This window comes from Hyphococcus formosus, assembly GCF_046736345.1.
Lineage (GTDB): Bacteria > Pseudomonadota > Alphaproteobacteria > Caulobacterales > Parvularculaceae > Hyphococcus > Hyphococcus formosus.
In genome coordinates this window covers 1144631-1164626 of sequence record NZ_CP157210.1, presented here as the reverse complement: position 1 = coordinate 1164626, position 19996 = coordinate 1144631, and the positions used below count along the sequence as shown (strand labels likewise).

Annotated in this window: 15 protein-coding genes; 11 read left to right on the top strand and 4 right to left on the bottom strand. The window is 52.0% G+C overall.

Features of this window, described 5'->3' with window-relative positions:
- Positions 1–14 precede the first annotated feature (14 nt).
- The 6 genes from eno to ABFZ83_RS05365 all read left to right on the top strand — a co-directional run bounded on the left by eno (position 15) and on the right by ABFZ83_RS05365 (position 4881).
- The gene (eno, locus tag ABFZ83_RS05390) at positions 15–1289 is read left to right on the top strand and encodes a phosphopyruvate hydratase (protein ID WP_411818408.1); all 1275 of its coding nucleotides are present in this window, start codon (positions 15–17) and stop codon (positions 1287–1289) included.
- Entirely contained in the window at positions 1279–1755 is a 477-nt protein-coding gene (locus ABFZ83_RS05385) for a GNAT family N-acetyltransferase (protein WP_411818407.1), read from the top strand. The genes eno and ABFZ83_RS05385 overlap by 11 nt, the downstream gene beginning before the upstream one ends.
- A gap of 79 nt (positions 1756–1834) precedes the next feature.
- Positions 1835–2158: an FtsB family cell division protein gene (locus tag ABFZ83_RS05380; protein WP_411818406.1), complete on the top strand. Its 324-nt coding sequence runs from the start codon at positions 1835–1837 to the stop codon at positions 2156–2158.
- Positions 2159–2228: 70 nt separating this feature from the next.
- Complete coding sequence (gene pdhA / locus ABFZ83_RS05375; protein WP_411818405.1) at positions 2229–3242, top strand: pyruvate dehydrogenase (acetyl-transferring) E1 component subunit alpha; 1014 nt, start codon at positions 2229–2231, stop codon at positions 3240–3242.
- Between the two features lie 3 nt (positions 3243–3245).
- The gene (locus ABFZ83_RS05370; RefSeq protein ID WP_411818404.1) at positions 3246–3713 is read left to right on the top strand and encodes a GNAT family N-acetyltransferase; all 468 of its coding nucleotides are present in this window, start codon (positions 3246–3248) and stop codon (positions 3711–3713) included.
- A 46-nt stretch (positions 3714–3759) separates the two neighbouring features.
- On the top strand, positions 3760–4881 hold the full coding sequence (locus ABFZ83_RS05365) for a glycosyltransferase family 4 protein (protein ID WP_411818403.1): 1122 nt from the start codon (positions 3760–3762) through the stop codon (positions 4879–4881).
- On the opposite strand, the gene asnB is transcribed toward ABFZ83_RS05365, so the two are convergent.
- From asnB to acs, 3 genes are all read right to left on the bottom strand, one after another.
- Complete coding sequence (asnB, locus tag ABFZ83_RS05360; protein ID WP_411818402.1) at positions 4878–6758, bottom strand: asparagine synthase (glutamine-hydrolyzing); 1881 nt, start codon at positions 6756–6758, stop codon at positions 4878–4880. The two genes, ABFZ83_RS05365 and asnB, sit on opposite strands and share 4 nt — an antisense overlap.
- Positions 6759–6761: 3 nt before the next feature.
- Entirely contained in the window at positions 6762–8267 is a 1506-nt protein-coding gene (xrtA, locus tag ABFZ83_RS05355; protein ID WP_411818401.1) for an exosortase A, read from the bottom strand.
- Between the two features lie 100 nt (positions 8268–8367).
- On the bottom strand, positions 8368–10311 hold the full coding sequence (acs, locus tag ABFZ83_RS05350) for an acetate--CoA ligase (RefSeq protein ID WP_411818400.1): 1944 nt from the start codon (positions 10309–10311) through the stop codon (positions 8368–8370).
- A gap of 204 nt (positions 10312–10515) precedes the next feature.
- Between acs and ABFZ83_RS05345 the strand changes: the two genes are divergently transcribed.
- Both ABFZ83_RS05345 and ABFZ83_RS05340 read left to right on the top strand, forming a co-directional pair.
- Positions 10516–13479, top strand: a complete 2964-nt coding sequence (locus tag ABFZ83_RS05345) for a TonB-dependent receptor (protein ID WP_411818399.1) — start codon at positions 10516–10518, stop codon at positions 13477–13479.
- An 80-nt stretch (positions 13480–13559) separates the two neighbouring features.
- Complete coding sequence (locus tag ABFZ83_RS05340) at positions 13560–14597, top strand: phytase (protein WP_411818398.1); 1038 nt, start codon at positions 13560–13562, stop codon at positions 14595–14597.
- On the opposite strand, the gene ABFZ83_RS05335 is transcribed toward ABFZ83_RS05340, so the two are convergent.
- Positions 14594–15976 carry a D-alanyl-D-alanine carboxypeptidase gene (locus ABFZ83_RS05335; protein ID WP_411818397.1) on the bottom strand — a complete coding sequence of 461 codons (1383 nt, stop codon included), beginning with the start codon at positions 15974–15976 and terminating at the stop codon, positions 14594–14596. The genes ABFZ83_RS05340 and ABFZ83_RS05335 overlap by 4 nt on opposite strands.
- A 362-nt stretch (positions 15977–16338) precedes the next feature.
- Here ABFZ83_RS05335 and ABFZ83_RS05330 point away from each other — a divergent pair, with 362 nt between their 5' ends.
- The 3 genes from ABFZ83_RS05330 to clpA all read left to right on the top strand — a co-directional run bounded on the left by ABFZ83_RS05330 (position 16339) and on the right by clpA (position 19672).
- Positions 16339–16779 (top strand): phasin family protein, encoded by a 441-nt coding sequence (locus tag ABFZ83_RS05330; protein ID WP_411818396.1) that lies wholly within the window; start codon positions 16339–16341, stop codon positions 16777–16779.
- A 220-nt stretch (positions 16780–16999) separates the two neighbouring features.
- The gene (clpS, locus tag ABFZ83_RS05325) at positions 17000–17341 is read left to right on the top strand and encodes an ATP-dependent Clp protease adapter ClpS (protein WP_411818395.1); all 342 of its coding nucleotides are present in this window, start codon (positions 17000–17002) and stop codon (positions 17339–17341) included.
- 3 nt (positions 17342–17344) lie between these two features.
- Positions 17345–19672, top strand: coding sequence for an ATP-dependent Clp protease ATP-binding subunit ClpA (clpA, locus tag ABFZ83_RS05320; RefSeq protein ID WP_411818394.1), 2328 nt, complete (start codon positions 17345–17347; stop codon positions 19670–19672).
- Positions 19673–19996: the final 324 nt, after the last annotated feature.

Sequence of the window (19996 nt, the reverse complement as noted above, 5' to 3'; positions counted from 1 at the left end):
ACGGAGCCACATAAATGACCGCGATTGTTGATATTTTCGCCCGTGAAATTCTTGATAGCCGGGGCAACCCGACCGTCGAGGTTGATGTAACCCTTGAAGACGGATCGACAGGCCGCGCTGGCGTGCCGTCTGGCGCGTCGACTGGTGCCCACGAAGCCCATGAATTGCGCGATGGCGGCAAGCGCTATGGCGGAAAAGGCGTGCAGCAAGCGGTCGAGGCCGTGAATGGCGAAGTCTTTGATGCATTGTCCGGCTTTGAGGCGGAAGAGCAAAATTATATCGACGAAACGCTCATCGCCCTTGATGGAACCGAAAACAAAAGCCGACTAGGCGCGAATGCGCTGCTCGGCGTCTCGCTTGCGGTTGCAAAAGCTGCGGCGGAAGCCTCGGCGATGCCGCTTTACCGTTATGTCGGCGGTGTGTCCGCTCGTGTTCTGCCAGCGCCGATGATGAACATCATCAACGGTGGTGAGCATGCGGATAATCCGATCGACATTCAGGAATTCATGATCATGCCGCTCGGCGCGGAAAGTTTTTCTGACGCCTTGAGAATGGGCGCGGAAATTTTCCATACGCTCAAGAAAGGCCTCAAGGACGCGGGCCACAATACGAATGTTGGAGACGAGGGCGGCTTTGCGCCAAATCTCAGCTCGACGGATGATGCGCTTGGCTTCATCATGAAAGCGGTTGAAGGTGCCGGGTACCGTCCCGGTGAAGATGTTTTCATCGCCCTCGATGCGGCGTCTACTGAGTTTTACAAGAACGGTAAATACGAACTTGCGGGTGAGGGTAAGTCACTCGATGGCGAGGGTATGGCCGCCTATCTTGCGGATCTGGTTTCGCGGTTTCCAATCGTATCAATCGAAGATGGCATGGCCGAAGATGATTGGGATGGTTGGCGTGCACTGACCGACAGCATTGGCGATAAATGTCAGCTTGTTGGCGATGATTTGTTCGTTACGAATGAAACACGCCTGCGCCGCGGTATCGAACTAGGGTGCGGAAACTCTATTCTCGTTAAGGTCAATCAAATTGGTACGCTGACGGAAACATTGGCGGCAGTCGATGTAGCGCATCGTGCCCGCTACACAGCAGTGATGTCACACCGCTCTGGCGAAACTGAAGATGCAACCATTGCTGATCTCGCAGTGGCCACCAATTGCGGACAGATCAAGACGGGTTCGCTCGCGCGTTCTGACCGGTTGGCGAAATACAACCAATTGCTTCGGATCGAACAGGAGCTAGGCGACATGGCGCGTTACGCAGGCGGCGAAGCATTTGGCAAATAAAAACGCAACTGCGCCCGTCATCCGTGAGGCGACAAATGATGACGGGCCGGAAATTCGGGCGCTGATCTTTGCCGTACTCGACGAGTATGGTCTTGAGCCAGCCCCGAAAACCACGGATCGTGATCTGGCGGATCTCGAAACTTTTTACGCGGACGGCGTTTTTGATGTTTTAGAAACGTCGGACGGCGTGATCGTCGGAACCGTTGGTCTTGCGCCATTGGGGCGCGGTGTTTGCGAACTGCGCAAGATGTATCTAAAGCCCAGCTATCGCGGTCGCGGCTATGGACGGCGATTGCTGTTGCACGCAATTGAGCGCGCAAAAGAGGCGGGATTTCAGCGCATCGAATTACAGACAGCTCGCGTTCTAGAAGAGGCAATCGGCCTTTATAAAAAGCATGGGTTCGAGCTATCCGAGGCGGCCGCTCTGGAGCGGAGATGCGATCAGGCGCTAGCGCTGGATATTTAATTTTGGGGACGTGATTGCGTTAATCAATTTTTAACCAAGATTGATTCTTTTAAAACGCAATAACGAAAAGAACCAAAAGATGTTGCGTAGCCGCTTCCTTTTAGAAATTGCATTTCCCGCTTTGGTGATTTGTTTGACCAGCGTGCTGTTATACAGCGCCGTGGCCAGCGACACCGGCTATCGGGCACTGGCAGAGGCACGAAAAGAAGCGGAAATGAAATCGGCGGAATTGGAAGCGTTGGTCGAAAGACGGCGCGCGCTTGAGAAAAACGCCGATCTTCTCAATTCTAAATCGCTGGATCCGGATATGCTTGATGAGCGTATTCGCGCGATTTTGGGCTATTCCAAAGAGGGCGATGTGGTGATCCCACGCCGGGAATTAGACCGGTTACTCTCTGAATAACATTGATAATCTTGAACATTTGACATCTTGAACTTGTCGCCAGCGGTCTGCCCGAGTATGAGAGGGGCAAATGACTGTGGAGAGACATGAAATGCCTGCCGACGCCTCAGCGAAATCAAATCTGACTGCCAGCACCGACGAGTTACTTCAGTATTATCGCGATATGCTACTCATTCGCCGGTTTGAGGAGCGTGCGGGTCAGCTCTATGGGATGGGCCATATTGGCGGTTTTTGCCACCTTTATATCGGTCAGGAAGCTGTTGTCGTGGGCATGGAAGCCGTTAAGCAGGAAGGCGACCAGACCATTACGGGCTATCGCGACCACGGCCATATGCTCGCTTGCGGCATGGACGCAAAAGGCGTGATGGCTGAGCTTACCGGTCGCGAGGGCGGCTATTCCAAAGGTAAGGGCGGCTCCATGCACATGTTCTCCAAGGAAAAAGAGTTCTATGGCGGCCATGGCATCGTTGGCGCGCAAATTCCGCTTGGGGTCGGTCTTGGTTTTGCCAATCGATATCGCGATGAGAAAAAAGTCAGCCTGACTTATTTTGGCGATGGTGCGTCTAACCAGGGGCAGGTTTTCGAGGCCATGAATATGGCCCAGCTATGGAAGCTTCCGGTGGTTTTCATCATTGAGAACAACCAATATGCGATGGGAACCAGCGTAACCCGCGCGCATTCCGACACCCATCTCTATCGCCGCGGTGCTGCTTTTGGCATTCCGGGCATGGAGGTTGACGGTATGGACGTACTGGCAGTCCGCGAGGCAGCGCGTGAAGCTGTAGATCATGCGCGGAATGGCGACGGGCCATATATCCTCGAAATGAAGACCTATCGCTATCGCGGTCACTCCATGTCGGACCCCGCAAAATATCGTAGCCGTGAAGAAGTCGATGACATCCGCGAGCACAATGACCCGATCAAGCGCTGCGAACAGCGGCTTCGGGACAATGGATTCGATGATCAGGATGCGCTCAAGGAAATCGACAAGGAAATCAAAGCAGTCGTCAAAGAAGCCGCTGATTTCTCACTCGAAAGCCCTGAGCCGGAAGCCTCGGAACTCTTCACTGACATCTACGCCTAAGCGATGGCGGACAAAGAAGCAGGTTCGGTCCAGATCCGGTCTGCGACGCTGCGCGATATAAATGACATTGCTGCCATAGAACGCGAGGTCATGGCACCGGTCATTTATCCGGCATTTTTCTTTCGTCAGGCATTATCGATTTTTGGCGACGGGTTTCTCGTCGCTATGCGGGAAGGCCTGCCTTGCGGCTATCTTCTCGTCGGTAAACACAAAGAAGATAGAGCGGCTGCTGAAATCTATTCTGTCGCGGTCGCGCACAAAGCGCGCGGTTATGGCATAGGCAAGTCATTGATTGACGCTGCGCTCGATTGGGCGAAATCCAATAGTGTGAACACCCTTTCGCTGACGGTCAGCCCGGAAAATCTCGTCGCGCTGAGCCTTTATCGGGCGAAGGGGTTTAGGGATGTCGAGCAAATAGAAGACTATTACGCGCCCGGCGAGGCGCGGCTGGTTTTAAGGGCCGAAATCTGACCAATCGGCCTTTGCGCACCATGCCGATTTCTGGCAGACCTTAAGGATGACCGAAAGCGCTCCCCATACGCATAAACAAGGTGATGATCGCGGCAATCTAAAGTTGCTGCATGTGTTTCCGAGTTTCGCTTTTGGCGGGCAGCAAGCGCGTCTTGCAACTCTGATTGACGGTCTTGGCGAGGGGTATAACCATCATATCGTAACCCTCGATGGTGATATTTCAGCGAAAGCGATGATATCAGATCAGGCTCAGGTCAATTTCGCGCATTTCGCGATGAAAAAGAATTCTGCGATTAGCTTTTCTAATATTCGCGGGCTTATGAATGCGATAAGGACGGCAAATCCAGATATTCTGTGTACTTATAATTGGGGCTCGATAGAGGCTGTAATCGCCAACAGAATGGGGCCCAAGATTCCATGCCTTCATTTCGAAGATGGTTTTGGGCCGGGCGAAACCATCGAAAATCAATCCCAAAAACGGATTTTGGGGCGGCGTTTTTTCTTGCGCAATAGCTGGGTGATTGTCCCGTCGCATGGATTGGAAAAAGCTGCGCGTGAAAAATGGAAGATCAAAAAAGTAACGCGGGTTGAAAACGGCATTGAAATTGATCGGTTTACATCGACCCGCGCGCCGGGTGATTTCGTCACGATCGGTTCGGTCGGGTCGCTGCGCCCTGAGAAAAATTATCGGCGACTGATCGCAGCATTCAAAAAGATTGAAACTAGCGGCGAAAAGCGTTTGGTGATTGTCGGTGTAGGCCCCGAACATAATGCGCTTTGTGAGGCGGCCGGCGGCGACAACAAAATCACTTTCCCCGGACAGACACCAGTGCCCGAAAAAGAATTTGCCAAATTCGATATTTTTGCGCTGTCGTCCGATACGGAACAAGCCCCGATAAGCTTGATGGAAGCGATGGCCGCTGCTCTGCCGGTGGTATCGACAAATGTCGGGGATATTCTCGAAATGGTATCGAACGAAAATCAGCCCTACATCACGCCTTTGGGAGATGATGACGCCTATTGTGAAGCGCTGGCAACACTATGTGGCTCGCCAGCGCTCCGCCAGAAAATTGGTGAGGCGAACCGCAAGAAAGCGGCGCGATTATTTTCGCAAGAACGGATGGTCAATCAGTATAAAGAAATATTTTCAAAATTATTGAATAACTAGATACGCGATGTCCGCAAGAAGGCATCAAACATTACGACTGACCATAATTCCTGCGCGCAATCGACACTGCTGCGTCGGTGGTCGTCGATCATTCGGTCAATCTGCTTTTCGTTGAAAATACCACTATCGCGCCAGTATCTTGAGGCATTCAATCTGAGCGCGGGATTATCATTGTCGCGTCGAAGCCATTCGGTGATCGGCGGCGCAAAGCCCTGTTTTTTTCGGGCGATGAACTCTCGCCCCAAACGTGGCGTAAATGCGGACTTCAATATACGTTTTCCGTAATGGCCATCGAGCTTATAATTCGCAGGGAGTGAACCGGCCCATTCTATTATTTTATGATCGAGTAGGGGCGGGCGTACCTCAAGCGAATGCGCCATAGACGCGCGGTCAACTTTGGTGAGCATTCGGCCGGGAAGCCACGTCATCATGTCGGCATATTGCGCGCGCGCCAGCGGGTCATTCGTTCCCGCTTTATCCATCGCGTCACTGATAACCGATTGCGGCTCGTATCCGGCCAATGACCGATAAAAGTCAGGGTTCAACATTCGGCCAATGCGATCGGGTAAGTTTATTGCGACCGCAGCCGCGTATCCAGCAGATGAGGACATTCCAAGCGATTGAAAGGTGGTTTTAAACCGCAAGGGGCGCGGTGCCCAGTCGAGTTTGGGATATAGGGCTCCTGCGGTCCCAAAGATCATTTTACGCAAGGAAAGGGGAGCGAAACGGCGTAACTTTTCCTCTGCAAGGTGAAACGGATATCGTCTGTATCCTGCAAAAATTTCATCGCCGCCATCGCCGGACAGCGCAACGGTGACATGCTGCCTTGCGATCTGTGATACCAAATAAGATGGCAGCGCCGACGCATCAGCAAAGGGCTCGCCATAGGTCTTGGCGATGACGTCGATCAAGGCCGTCGCTTCGCATTTGGCCATGCCTTCAAAATGAGTGGCGTTATATTTCGTCGCGATCTCGCGGGCGGCAGCGCGTTCGTCATGACTATCGCTGTCAAATCCGATGGTGCAGGCTTTTATCGCAGTATCGGTTTGCGCCATTGCGGAGACGATGCTCGCAGAGTCTACGCCGCCGGAAAGAAACGCGCCCAATGGGACGTCAGAAACCAATTGATACCGGACCGCTTCGTCAACTTTGTCGCGCAATTGTTCTGCGGCGTCGTCCATCGTCAGGGCCGCGCCATTGGTAAATACCGGCCGCCAATAACGTTCTGGATTTGGCTTACTTCCCTTTTTCAATGAAAGTATATGGCCGGGTGGTAACTTATAGATCCCGCGATAAATGGTTTTCGGGTCTGGGACATAGCCATAGAAAAAATAATCTGCGATAGCGCGCGGATCATGACCCGTCTCGACAAGGCCCGAGGCGACAATTGCACCGATCTCGGAAGCGAAAACCAAAAATCCATCATTGGTCACTGCATAATAAAGCGGGCGTTCGCCAATCCGGTCGCGCGCCAGCAGCAATGATTTATTGATCGGGTTCCAAAAGGAGATCGCAAACATGCCGCGGAGTTCGTGAAGAAACGCCGTTCCCTGCGCCGCCAATCCTTCCGCCAGAACCTCCGTATCCGAACGAGTGCGAAAATCTATATCGGTGATTTTTCTCGCTAGATCCTGATAATTATAAATTTCGCCATTAAAGCTTAAAACTGATCCATCTTTTTGCGCATGAAACGGCTGCGCACCGCCAATACGGTCGATGATTGCGAGGCGACGATGGGCCAAGCCAATTCCCGGCGCATAATAATACCCTTCGCCGTCCGGGCCGCGATGGATAAGGCAGTCATTCATCGCCTTTAACGCATCGCGGTTTACGTCGCGTTCGCCGCGTAAATCAAAAATGCCTGCTATGCCGCACATGATCTAATATTCTAACCCATTGCGGGTTTGCCAGTCGCGCAAGCTTTCAAGATCGCCGGTAAATGCGCGGATTTTTCTGATCGCTTCTTGCGGATCATCGATAAATGTCGCAGCAATCATAATGACGCCGCCAGGTGGGTTTTTGCCCTGTAATTTGTCTCTGGTCTGTTCGATTTTAAAGGCTTTCCGGTCCGTATAGACATTTGATCCACGCCAATAGGCTTTCGCCACGGCTAAGCGGCGGCCCTGTGTGCCGGCCACGATATCTATATCTGTATGGGATGATTGGCCGAAAAGATAAATCACTTCATTTTCAGAATTCACCCGATGCCACTCCGTGTCGTCCCAACTACGATGGCCGCTCGTGACGATTTCCGCGCCAGGCCGGTCATGAGAAAAGACGGCCAGATTGACGTAAACTGCATCATTGGCTTTCTCGTAAGTGCGACCGATTTCGAAGTCGGGATTGGCAAATACCGGCGACCAGTTTTCCGGGGCGCTTCGCTGATACCAGCCATCAGCCTCTAGCGGCACGGCGCTAAAGGCGATTTCATCGCGCGTGGTTTGGTTATGCAAAAACGTGGCATAGAGACTGATTGCAATAATGGGCAGGAGCGTCGTGATTGCGACGGATGCTTTCCATTGATCATGCATCACAAGCGGCGCATCGGCGACGATTTGCGGTGCCCGCAAGCGCATGCGTTCGCCGACATAGAAAAGCGCCAGAAATACCAGCCCGTAAAAAATCAATCCCATAATCAAGTGATCCGGGCCCACGGCAATTCTCATGTCGGTAATCGTCGCAATCCAGATCAGCAGGAATACGCGGATGAAGTTGGCGATTAGCGAAATAATGGCGGCGATGACAACAAACGCGAGACGCATTCGGAAATCACGCAATGAAAGATATGCGTAAAGGCTAGAAATCATCAAAGCCGCCAGGAGGAAATTCAACCCTGAACAGGCTTCAGCAATTTCAAACAGGCCCGATGACGTTCGGATGAGTACGCCATCAATCGAGACGTCGAACCCAAATAAACTGAGCAATGAAACAACGACATTCGCGGTCAGGTCTTGCAATGGCGGTATGATGGTCTCGCCGAAAGGCACCATGAAAAACAGAAAGGCGAGCGGGAACGCCCATTGCCGAAAGGCGGTTGTTCCAAATATAACGGCGACACCCCCGATCAGCATACCGATTAAAGCAAGCTGCTCGACGAGGGAAATCCCGGCGGCGCGACCAACAAGCCATCCGAGCGACGCAACAATAATGATTGCCAGTGATGGCAGATGTGTGTTCGGCGTCGGCAGAGGGCGCTGCATGATCATCCAGATCGCCAAAGGCGCGACGATGACCCCGTGGTGATAGGTGGAAGAGAAAATCCACTGACGCACCATGTCATAGGCGGTCGGATGAAGCGCAATCACGCACACGGCCACAAAGACGCCAAAGGTTGCGACCGGCGCGACCCATTGATGGCGGCCTTTATGTTTGAGCGTGTCGTTCAAAGCGGCGGTTTCTCTCGGATTTGCCCGCTTTTTAGACTAAACGCGGGGCGTTTCTGCATTGTTAAGAAACACCCCTTGGAAGGTTACAATCCGGCCAGAATTAACGGTTTTTTCGTCCTTCGATTAACGCATCGACAACGCCGGGCTCTGCGAGGGTCGATGTGTCGCCAAGATTGCTGAATTTATTTTCGGCAATTTTCCGAAGAATACGCCGCATGATCTTGCCAGATCGGGTCTTTGGCAGGGCGGGTGTAAAATGTAACAGGTCGGGTTTGGCGATCGGCCCGATTTCTGAACGGACCATGTCAACGAGGTCTTTTTCAAGCTCATCGGACGCTTCGACCCCTTCCATCAAAGTGACATAGGCGTAAATGCCTTGACCTTTGACATCGTGCGGATAGCCCACAACCGCAGCTTCGGCGACGGATGGGTGGGCAACCAAGGCGCTCTCTACTTCGGCGGTGCCCATCCGGTGTCCGGAGACATTGATTACATCATCAACACGGCCCGTGATCCAATAATAGCCGTCCTCGTCACGTCTTACGCCGTCGCCGGTGAAATACATGCCCGGATAGGTTTTGAAGTATGTATCAATGAACCGCTGGTGATCACCATAGACCGTTCGCATTTGGCCGGGCCAGGAATCGGTCAGGACGAGATTGCCCGTGCACGCGCCTTCAAGGAAGTTGCCTTCGGCATCGACAATCGCGGGCCGTATACCGGGCAATGGTAACGTCGCCGAACCGGGTTTGAGATCAGTTGCGCCGGGTAGCGGCGAAATCAAAATACCGCCGGTCTCGGTTTGCCACCACGTATCGACAATAGGCAATTTTCCATTTCCGACCACGCGGTGATACCATACCCAGGCTTCCGGATTGATCGGTTCACCAACGGAACCAAGTAACCGAAGCGAAGACCGGTCAGTCTTCTCGACCAGTTCATCGCCTTCGCGCATCAACGCCCGAAGCGCCGTTGGCGCGGTATAGAAGATATTGACTTTATGTTTGTCGACGACATTCCAGAACCGGGATGCGTCGGGATAAGTCGGAACCCCCTCGAACATCAGCGTCGTCGCGCGGTTTGCGAGTGGTCCGTATACGATATAGGTGTGTCCCGTAATCCAGCCGACATCGGCAGTACACCAGTAAACATCACCGGGGCGATAATCAAAAACGACCTCATGGGTATAAGCCGAAAAGGTCATATAGCCGCCGGTTGTATGAAGTACGCCTTTCGGTGTGCCGGTCGAGCCAGATGTATAGAGAATGAAAAGCGGGTCCTCTGCATTCATCGGTTCTGGCGGGCAGTCGGGGGAGACGTCATTGCGCGCCTCGCTATACCAGAACAGGTCGCGTCCGCCTTTCATATCGACTTTCGCGCCTGTGCGTTCCACTGTTAGGACAAGGCGGACACTGCTGGATTGTTCCAGCGCTTTATCGACATTGGCTTTTAGCGGAATTGTTCTTCCGCCGCGAACGCCTTCATCGGCAGTTATGACAGCAACTGCGTAACAATCGTTTATTCGGCTGGCAAGGGCATCGGGCGAAAAGCCGCCAAAAACTACGGTGTGAACCGCGCCGATCCGTGCGCAGGCGAGCATGGCATAAGCGGCCTCGGGGATCATCGGCATATAAATAGCAACGCGATCACCCTTGTTAACGCCGCGCGCTTTGAGGAGATTGGCCATCCGGCAGGTTTCTTCGTAGGCTTGGCGATAGGTTATGTATTTATCGGTAGACGGATCATCACCTTCCCAGATGATGGCAGTCTCATCACCATGATTGTCGAGATGCCGGTCCAGACAGTTTACGGACGCATTGAGTTCGCCATCTTCAAACCATTTTATATGCAGATCCGATGCATCAAAGGAGACGCCCTTGACCTTGGAGAAAGGTTTTGACCACGTTAAACGTTGCGCGACCTCCGACCAGAATTGTTTTGGATTTTCCGCTGCGCGAGCACGATCGGCCGCCGCTTGTTCGGTCGTTGTCAGGGTGTTTTTTGCAGCGTCGGTTGTCACTTTATAAATTTCCTCGTGCGTCATTGTTCTCTCCGATTTTTGCCGGACGTTAGTAGATATATAGGCCATGCGCAAATGGTGCGTCTTGGTAATTAGACCGCTCAGTTTAACGCAAAAATGCAAGTGCGCGCTCAGTTCTCATTTAACAATTACGTCACCTGATTGTCACTTCGGCGTTACAAAATAGGCGCATCTCCGCAGCCGTAATTTAAAGCGGGTGGGGTAGATATGAAACATCAATTTAATTTCTCGAGTGCAGTTTCCTTGTTAGCAGTGGCCATTTCTTTGCCGTTGCCGGCAATGGCGGGTGTGATCGAAGGCCGGGTCAGTGACCAAAGCAATGCGGTCTCTCTTGACGGTGCGGTTGTGCGCATTGAGGAAACGGGACAGTCGGTCGCGACGGACCGCGCCGGTGAATATCGCTTCAGCGGTGTTCCGGCGGGCAATTATACATTGGTAACAACATATGTTGGCGCTGAAAGTGAAAGCGTCTCAGTGAATGTTCCGTCAGAGGATGCGACAATACGCCAAGACATCACGATGGGTGATGATGTCGCGCTTGTGGACAATATTCTCGTTGTCGGTCAGCGCGGGGCGCTCAATTCAGCGCTGAGCAAGCAAAAATCATCGGATAAAGTCATCACAGTTCTTTCTTCTGATGCGATCGGTCAGCTGCCCGATGAGAACGTCGCCGAGGCCGTTCGCCGGGCGGTTGGCGTGAATGTTCAAAACGATCAGGGCGAGGGCCGCTATGTGTCGATACGCGGTGCGAACCCGAATTTTGTTACGACCACTGTGAACGGTGTGCGCCTTCCGTCGCCAGATGCAGATCAACGCCAAGTCCCGCTAGACGTGATTGATAGTGATATTCTTTCGAGCATCACGGTTACGAAATCTCTGACACCGGATGTAGATGGGGATTCAATCGGCGGTAATGTCGAAATTTCGACGCTCTCTGGCCTTGAGCAAAAAGATATTCTGTTCAAGCTAAAAGGCGCTGGTGTTTATTCCAACCTGCAAGACGAGTTGGGGCAGCGTTATTCAGGCGTTTTCGCGAATAATTTTATGGATGGCCGCTTCGGTGTTGCTGCTTCGGCCGCGTTCCAAAAACGGAAATTCGGTTCAGAAAACATCGAGGTCGACGGCCCCGATTGGGTGCTCGATGAAAGCGTTCCTTACCCGGAAGAGGTTGAGCTTCGTGATTACCAACTTACGCGCGAGCGTTTGTCACTCGCGCTTAACCTCGATTTCCAGGCGACAGACGATTTGCTGCTTTATGCGCATGGCCTGTATTCAGATTTCTCTGATCAGGAATATCGTAGCCGTATTGAGAATAAATTCGGCGATCCGGATTACGATGACGTAAATAGCGGCGGAACGGTCGCTGTCGTTGATGCGGCATCTGGCGATGAATACGAAGTTGACCGTGACTTAAAAGACCGTTTCGAAGACCAGCTAATCTATTCATTCGTCGGTGGCGGCGAATATACGAATGACGCACTTACGGTCGATTGGTCGGGCGCTTATTCCTATGCGGAAGAAAGCGAACCTAACCGTATTGATGGCGGGTTCCGTGCTAAATTCGACACGGGGCTGTTTGGTATTGATATCGCTAATCCGATGTTGCCACAGCTTTCATTCCCTGATGCGAGTGCTGAGGCGGATTATTTCGACGGAAGCAAATACGAATTCGATAGCCTTGAGCTAACCAATGGCGTTTCGAAAGATGACGAAATCGCACTCGCGATGAATATTCGTTATGATCTCGATCTGTTCGGCGTACCGGGTTATGTCAAATTCGGTGGGAAGGCGCGCCTTCGGGAAAAATCTTATGATCTCGATCTAAAGGTCTATGACGGGTTTGACGGCGACGATCTGTTACTCTCCGATTTCTCATCTTTGGTCGAATATGGCCTTGAGCGGATCAATCCGAGTGTAAGCCCGACAGCGCTGAACGAATTCTTCCATGCAAATATCGATGATTTTGAATTGAATGAAATCGATACGGCGATCGAATCAACGGGCGCTAATTACATCGCCAATGAAGATGTTTATGCGGGCTATGCAATGGCGCAGCGGACATTTGGCGGCAACATAAATGTCGTCGCTGGCGTGCGTATGGAACACACGAAATATTCTGCAACGGGTAACAATGTTCTGACCCAGGAGTTTGAATATTCGGAAGCTGGTGATGTTACGGGAACGCTTGACCCTGAAAGCGTTATTCCTGCGCCCGCCGTTACTGGTGATCTACTCGCGGAAGATCTCGAATTTGAATATGACGCCGGTGATGATGAGACTGTTCTCGAACTGGTTCGTGTATATTCCCAGACCGTTACGTCCGAACAATCCTACACAGATTGGTTGCCTAGTTTGAATGTCCGTTACGACATCTCAGACGAGGTGGTTGCGCGTTTCGGTTATTATAAAACGATTGTTCGGCCAAACCTTGAAGCGGCGGCACCACGGACACTGGTTGAGCAAGGCGAAGACGATGTCGAAGGTGAAGCGGGCAATCCGCTGCTGAAACGTCAGCGCGCCCATAATCTTGACGCATCGCTGGAATTCTATCCGGGCAACAAATCAATCCTTTCGGCCGGTGTTTTCTATAAGGACATTCAGGACTTCATCGCCACGCAACAATTTGACGATCTGTCAATCAACGGCGTCGATTTCGATGAAGTGGTCACCTATGTGAACCTTCCGGATGCTTCGATTTTCGGTATCGAGTTGAATGCACAACAACCGCTCGACTTCCTGCCGGGATTGCTTGACGGTTTCATCGTCAGTGCAAACTACACCTATATCGAAGGCGAAGCGACTTTGGCGGATGGCCGAGAAATCTCAATTCCCGGTCAGTCAAAGCATGTTGCAACCGGTATTTTGGGCTATGAAAAAGGCCCGCTTGATCTTCGCTTTGCGGCGACATATCGCGGCGAATATCTTGATGAGATCAGTGTCACCGAAGACGCTGCCGGCAATGCACTCGACCGGATCGTTGATAGCCATCTTCAGTTCGACGTATCGGCAAAATACCGGATCACGGATCAGCTTCGGACGTTTATCGAATTCAAGAACATCACCAATGAACCTTTCCAGGCGAGTATCCGTCCGGCCGGTATTGGCAGTTTGAATGCTCAATTCGAAGAATATGGCTGGTCAGCAAAAGCCGGGATCTCATTCAAGTATTAAGCGATCACGAGTACAAAAAATTAATGGCTAGCGGCGGCGGTAAACCCGTCGCCGCGGTTCAAAAAAACGGGGGTATACAAATGAAAAGGACTTCAACCGCAGCAATTGCAATTTCGTGTTTGTCATTCGGTTGTGCGCCGGTGAATTCAAATATTCCAAAGGTATTTGCGACTGGCGAGACGGAACCGGTGGGATCGCTTGATGACGCTGCCGATGATCCTGCAATCTGGATTAATCCGGTTGATGCGCAAGCAAGTCTTATTCTCGGAACAGACAAACGTGCCGGGTTATATGTTTATAATCTCGACGGTGACGTTCAACAATTCCTAGAGGTTGGGCGGGTAAACAATGTCGACCTGCGCCAGAATGTGAAAATCGGGGAATGGTCGGGCGACGTCGCTGCGGCGAGTAACCGAACAGGCGATGTGGTTACGTTATTCACGATCACCGACGGTGTAGTCAGCCATTCAGGTTCGTTTCAATCTGGAATCGCAGAACCCTATGGTGTGTGTATGGGGGCCGTCGGCGAAGACGTCTTCGTATTTGTGACGCACAAAACCGGCGAGGTCGTTGTCTACCAGCTTACCGGGGTGGATCGCGCCAGCGAAGTTCACCGGCTCTCTTTTGAATCTCAACTTGAGGGCTGTGTGTATGACGATGAGATGTCGACACTTTATATTGGTGAAGAAAATCGCGGTATCTGGAAATCCAGCTATAGCGGCGGTGATTTCACGACGCCGAGCCTCGTTGATGTCATCGGTGCAGAGAGCGGTCTCAAAGCCGATGTTGAAGGATTGGCGCTCTATAAATCAGGACCGGAAAGCGGATATCTTATCGCGTCGTCTCAGGGCAATAACAGCTACGCATTATACCGCCGGGAAGGTGACAATGCCTTTGTTACGCGGTTCGCTGTTGCGTCGAGAGCAGAGGTAGACGGAGCCGAAGAAACCGACGGGATTGAAGCGAGTTCAGTCAATCTCGGGCCAAACTTTCCGAACGGGATTTTGGTCGTGCAAGATGGCTACAATGCCCCAAAGGGCAGCGCACAGAATTTCAAGATCGTTGATTGGCGTGACGTCGAGAGATTGATTGCGCAATCCGCCGACACGGAAAACTAATTGAGCTTGGTGTCGCCGTCAGAAACAACAAAGCACGATTTGCTTATGTCTTTGAGCTTCGCACAGGCGGCGGCAGCTTCAATCTCGGTCAGGCGAGTAATACGCGCACGGTAAAGCGTATTCCCGTTATCGCGCGGTGTCGGTAATACCGCGCGGTCACGGTTATCCATCCCGGATAATTTGACGGCTTCTTCCAGTTCTCTTTGGGCCATATCCTTTGACGAATATGCGCCAATCTGAACGCTCCATTTGAAATCGATATTGCTGTCGGTATCGCCTTCGCTGGTAAATTCATCGATGGCCGATAGCGAGGCGAGCCGGTTTCTTTGGAACTCATTGAAGTCGTCGGTGTCTGCTAGAGCAATGAGCGCACCGATACTGTCATTCGTTCCGTTCGGATTTCCGGCTTCAGCGTCGGTCATTGACCCCGCGGCCAGTTCAATTTCGTCGCGCATGGCTTCATTTGCGGCGAGCGTTGGAATAGCGCTCTTTGCTGCAATTGTCGCTGCAAGCGTAGGTTTGAGGCGCGGCGCGGGCGTATTGCGATGGAGTGCAGCGATCAGCGTTGGTTTACTTTTGATTGCCGCAAAAGCTTCGTTGAGAATTTTGCGCATATGCGCATCGCGTGTCGCTGAAGACCGACCGCCAAGGACCACGCCAATCAGGCGATTGCCGTCGCGGTTCGCTGTCGTCGCGAGATTGAAACCCGACCGGCGGGTATATCCGGTTTTGAGGCCATCAGCGCCGTCAAAGGTCCGGACGAGGGCGTTATGGGTGCGGTAGGTCCGATCGCCCCAGGTGAAACTTTGGGTCGAGAAATAATGGAAATATTGCGGAAAGTCCTGAATAAGGCGGCGTCCCAATATCGCCATATCACGCGCCGTTGTGACTTGTTTCGAATTCGGCAAACCCGACGCATTGCGGAAAGTTGTACTGCGCATGCCTAGCGAACGGGCCTTTGCGGTCATCGTCTGCGCAAATCGCCATTCAGATCCGCCCAGCTTTTCGGCCACGGCTGCGGCGACGTCGTTCGCCGATTTAACGGTCAGCGCTTTAATCGCGGATTCCACATCAATGGTGGTGCCCGTCTTGAGGCCCAATTTCGACGGCGGTTGGCCGGCGGCATGGGCCGAAACTTTTATCTTGGAATCGAGGGTGATTTCGCCCTCTTCGAGCGCTTCGAAGAGAAGGTAGAGCGTCATCATCTTGGTTAATGAAGCGGGGTATCGGCGACCGGTTGAGTAACGGTCAAAAAACACGTCACCAGAATCAGCGTGGATAACAAAGGCTGCATATTTTGAATTAGCTTGGGCCTGCGGAGCCAAAAATACGCCCACAGCCAACGCCAGCACCCATACTATTACGCTACGATACGCCATTACCATCTAGCGAGCCTCGCCCAATTTTAAGTCGTTTTCAATATTCGAGAGACACGTCGCCCCCAGAAACTGACGCATTTTTGTACTCGCACCCCTCAAAAGCATCGATCCCGTTCCATTTCGGGGAGATCTCAACCCTATGCGAGCAAGCGTCATGCCGACCGGACGAATATGAGTCAGTGCGGTAAATGGAAGGTTAACAAAAACTTTACGGTTTGATGACGGGGCGTATTTTGTGCGCTGCACAAAATTCCTTGACATTTTGGGAAGGCGAGCATATGTTGCAGTGCACAAACGGCGTTCTGGTAGGGAGAACGCAATTGAATCAATTCAGTAGCGTTTAGAATCATCAGGAGAGCATCATGGCAACAGCCAAAACAACGACCACAGCCGATGTCTTCGACATCAAAGCCTACAGCCCGGAAAGCTTTAAAGAAGGCTATGAAAAATTTGCCGAAGGCGTTTCATCTATTGCTGATTTCCAGAAAGAGACATTGAACGCACTTATGGCATCCGCTGGCGCGTTCACAAAAGGTTTTGAAAAATTGACCGCTGAGCAAGCGGCGTTTTCAAAGGCAGCCTTTGAAGACACTGTTTCAAACGTGAAAGCAGCTTCCAGCTCTAAAACGCTCAACGACGCGATGGAGCTAAATAGCAAATTTGTACGTACCTCAATCGAGAAAAATCTCGGGCAAATCAATAAGGTGGCTGACATTTGCGCGGAAACCGCGAAAGACTCAGTCGAACCGCTGACCACCCGTTACAGCGATCTGGTCGAGAAAATTCAGGCCTATCGCCCATAAAAGTTTAGTACGCGTTCACAAGTAAACAGTTGCGTTAAAGGGGTCGGTGCGTATCGCCGACCTCTTTTTTTGTCCAGATATTGGAAAGTTTCTGGGCCGGTGAAAAATTTGCGTCTTTTCAACCAGATCTGATTACATATCTAATAAGACGATATTGGAAAGCGAAAGACGAAAACGGCAGATTGCTGTATCCTGCCGGGATATGGAAACCAAAAGACTTATGGCTGAAGACCACGAACATGACGACGACAATGGCCAAGGGCCAGGGCAAGGCGTAGGGGTTGTTTCGAAAACAGCGCCCAAGACAAAGCGTCCATCGCTCTACAAAGTGCTCTTGCTCAATGACGATTACACTCCGCAGGAATTTGTGGTGTGGTTGTTACAGGCCGTCTTCAAAAAGGACGCCGAAGAGGCAGTCCGCATTATGATGCACGTTCATCAGAGCGGAATCGGTGTGTGCGGTGTTTACACCTATGAAATCGCGGAGACCAAAGTTGCGCAAGTAATGGAATATTCGCGTCGGAACCAGCATCCGCTGCAATGTACGATGGAACGGGAGTAGCAAGTGGCGTCATTTAGTAGAAATCTCGACGAAGCGCTTCACAGTGCGATTGCACTGGCGACTGAGCGCGATCATGAATTAGCGACGCTCGAACATTTGTTGCTGTCCTTGACCGACGACCAAGATGCCGCTGCGGTGATGCGAGCATGTAATGTTGATGTCGATTTGCTTCGTCGCCAGCTATACGAATTCATCGAAAACGACCTTGCGAATCTGAAACTCGAAAATGGTGAGCAAGCCAAACCGACGGCCAGTTTCCAGCGGGTAATTCAGCGTGCGGTGATCCACGTTCAGGCGTCTGGGCGTGAAGAAGTCACGGGCGCGAATGTGCTCGTCGCACTTTTTGCCGAGCGCGAATCCCACGCTGCGCATTTCCTTCAGGCGCAGGATATGAGCCGGTTCGATGCTGTGAACTATATCTCGCATGGCATTGCGAAACGTGCCGGCGAGAGCCAGCAAAGAACGCCGCGCGGAGCTGGAGAAGAAGCGGAAGCGCAAACCGGGAAACAGGAAAGCGCGCTGGAATCTTATTGTGTCGATTTGAACGCAAAAGCGCGTTCGGGTAAAATTGACCCGCTTATTGGGCGCGACAGCGAGGTTGAGCGTTCGATCCAAGTGCTATGTCGTCGCCGCAAGAACAACCCGCTTTTGGTTGGTGATCCGGGCGTCGGTAAAACCGCGATTGCTGAAGGGTTAGCGCGTAAAATCGTCGACGAAGACGTGCCCGAAGTCTTGGCCGGTTCGACCATTTATTCCCTCGATATGGGCTCGCTTTTGGCGGGCACCCGTTATCGCGGTGATTTTGAAGAACGGATCAAAGCGGTTCTTAAAGAACTCGAAGAACATGAAGATGCTGTTCTGTTCATCGACGAAATTCATACCGTAATTGGTGCTGGTGCGACCTCTGGCGGCGCGATGGATGCGTCGAACCTGTTAAAACCTGCGCTTCAATCGGGTGCGCTGCGTTGCATGGGGTCTACGACCTATAAGGAATATCGTCAGCACTTTGAGAAAGATCGTGCGCTCGCGCGGCGGTTCCAGAAAATTGACGTTTTGGAACCTTCGAAAGAAGATACAATTCAAATCCTCATGGGATTGAAACCTTATTTCGAAGATCACCATAAAATTAAGTACACGGACGAAGCGATTCGCGCTGCAGCAGAGCTGTCAGCGAAATATATGACTGACAAAAAGCTGCCGGATAAAGCGATTGATGTGATCGACGAGGCTGGTGCGCGTCAGATGCTCTTCACCGCTGATAATCGTAAAAAGGTTATCGACGAGCCGGAGATCGAAGAGGTTGTGGCCAAGATGGCGCGCATCCCGCCGAAGAGCGTATCGAAATCAGATACAGAGCGGCTGCAAAAGCTGGGCGAAGATTTACGCCGGGTTGTTTTCGGCCAAGACGAAGCCATCGACCAACTCGCGGCGGCAATCAAGCTGGCGCGGGCTGGGTTGCGCGAACCAGAAAAACCGATTGGGTCTTATCTCTTCGCGGGGCCGACGGGTGTTGGTAAAACAGAAGTTGCAAAGCAACTCGGGCTCGTCATGGGAATGGAACTCGTGCGGTTCGATATGTCGGAATATATGGAACGGCATACAGTTTCGCGGCTTATAGGTGCGCCGCCTGGCTATGTCGGGTTCGATCAGGGCGGTCTCTTGACCGACGCGATTGACCAAAACCCGCATTGCGTCTTGCTTTTGGACGAAATTGAAAAGGCCCATCCGGAAATTTTCAATATCCTGCTGCAGGTCATGGATAATGGTCAGCTTACGGATGCAAATGGCCGCAAGGTCGATTTCCGTAATGTGATTATTATTATGACGACCAATGCAGGCGCGTCCGATGCGGCGAAATTTGCAATCGGATTTGCTGGCGGCAGAAAGGTCGACGAAACCGATGCGGCGATCAAGCGGCTCTTTACACCTGAGTTTAGAAACCGCCTCGATGCGACCATTCAATTTGCAGGGCTTTCACCTGCGATTATCAATCGCATCGTTGAGAAATTCGTGCTGCAACTGGAAGTTCAACTCGCGGACCGCGGGGTCACTTTCGAGCTTTCTGATGGGGCCACTAAATGGCTTGCGGAACGTGGTTTCGACGATGAAATGGGCGCGCGGCCATTGGCACGTATCATTCAAGAGCATGTCAAAAAGCCAATCGCCGACGAAATTCTGTTCGGTAGCCTTAAAAATGGCGGCCTTGTGAAGGTCCTTCTCGATAAGGATGACGCCACCAAGCTTGCCTTCGAGTATCTTCCAGATACGGAAAATACCGACAAGCCAAAAGACGGCGGTGACGGGTCTTCGGTTCCTGCACTTGTCGAATAATTTTAAAACCCGCAGCATTTTCCGCTGCGGGTTTTTTTGCGCCTAAAATTTTATCATGAATCACGCCGTGTCGGCGGGCTTTGACACCATTCGATTTATCTTTGGATACTGTACTAGCGCGGCCACGCGCGCCAAAAGTCTTTCCCGAATGCACGAAGACCGCCGCGAGGGAAGAAGCGCGGCGGCCTTCACAGATGCATCGAAATTAGCGGGGGGCTAATGCACCTGCCGTCCAAATCAAGCACCGCAATACGCACGGCACGATACAGGCGAGAAAAGCGAATGTGCACCGAGGGGGAGATGCCATTCGCTCGAGGGGGGGCT

Bases quoted from the DNA above. Each gene is read 5' to 3' on its own strand.
- asnB (WP_411818402.1), bottom strand. From the start codon at position 6,758: ATGTGCGGCATAGCAGGCATTTTTGATTTACGCGGCGAACGCGACGTA.
- ABFZ83_RS05335 (WP_411818397.1), bottom strand. From the start codon at position 15,976: ATGGCGTATCGTAGCGTAATAGTATGGGTGCTGGCGTTGGCTGTGGGC.
- ABFZ83_RS05340 (WP_411818398.1), top strand. From the start codon at position 13,560: ATGAAAAGGACTTCAACCGCAGCAATTGCAATTTCGTGTTTGTCATTC.
- pdhA (WP_411818405.1), top strand. From the start codon at position 2,229: ATGACTGTGGAGAGACATGAAATGCCTGCCGACGCCTCAGCGAAATCA.
- clpS (WP_411818395.1), top strand. From the start codon at position 17,000: ATGGCTGAAGACCACGAACATGACGACGACAATGGCCAAGGGCCAGGG.
- ABFZ83_RS05380 (WP_411818406.1), top strand. From the start codon at position 1,835: ATGTTGCGTAGCCGCTTCCTTTTAGAAATTGCATTTCCCGCTTTGGTG.
- acs (WP_411818400.1), bottom strand. From the start codon at position 10,311: ATGACGCACGAGGAAATTTATAAAGTGACAACCGACGCTGCAAAAAAC.
- ABFZ83_RS05370 (WP_411818404.1), top strand. From the start codon at position 3,246: ATGGCGGACAAAGAAGCAGGTTCGGTCCAGATCCGGTCTGCGACGCTG.
- ABFZ83_RS05330 (WP_411818396.1), top strand. From the start codon at position 16,339: ATGGCAACAGCCAAAACAACGACCACAGCCGATGTCTTCGACATCAAA.
- ABFZ83_RS05345 (WP_411818399.1), top strand. From the start codon at position 10,516: ATGAAACATCAATTTAATTTCTCGAGTGCAGTTTCCTTGTTAGCAGTG.
- eno (WP_411818408.1), top strand. From the start codon at position 15: ATGACCGCGATTGTTGATATTTTCGCCCGTGAAATTCTTGATAGCCGG.
- ABFZ83_RS05365 (WP_411818403.1), top strand. From the start codon at position 3,760: ATGACCGAAAGCGCTCCCCATACGCATAAACAAGGTGATGATCGCGGC.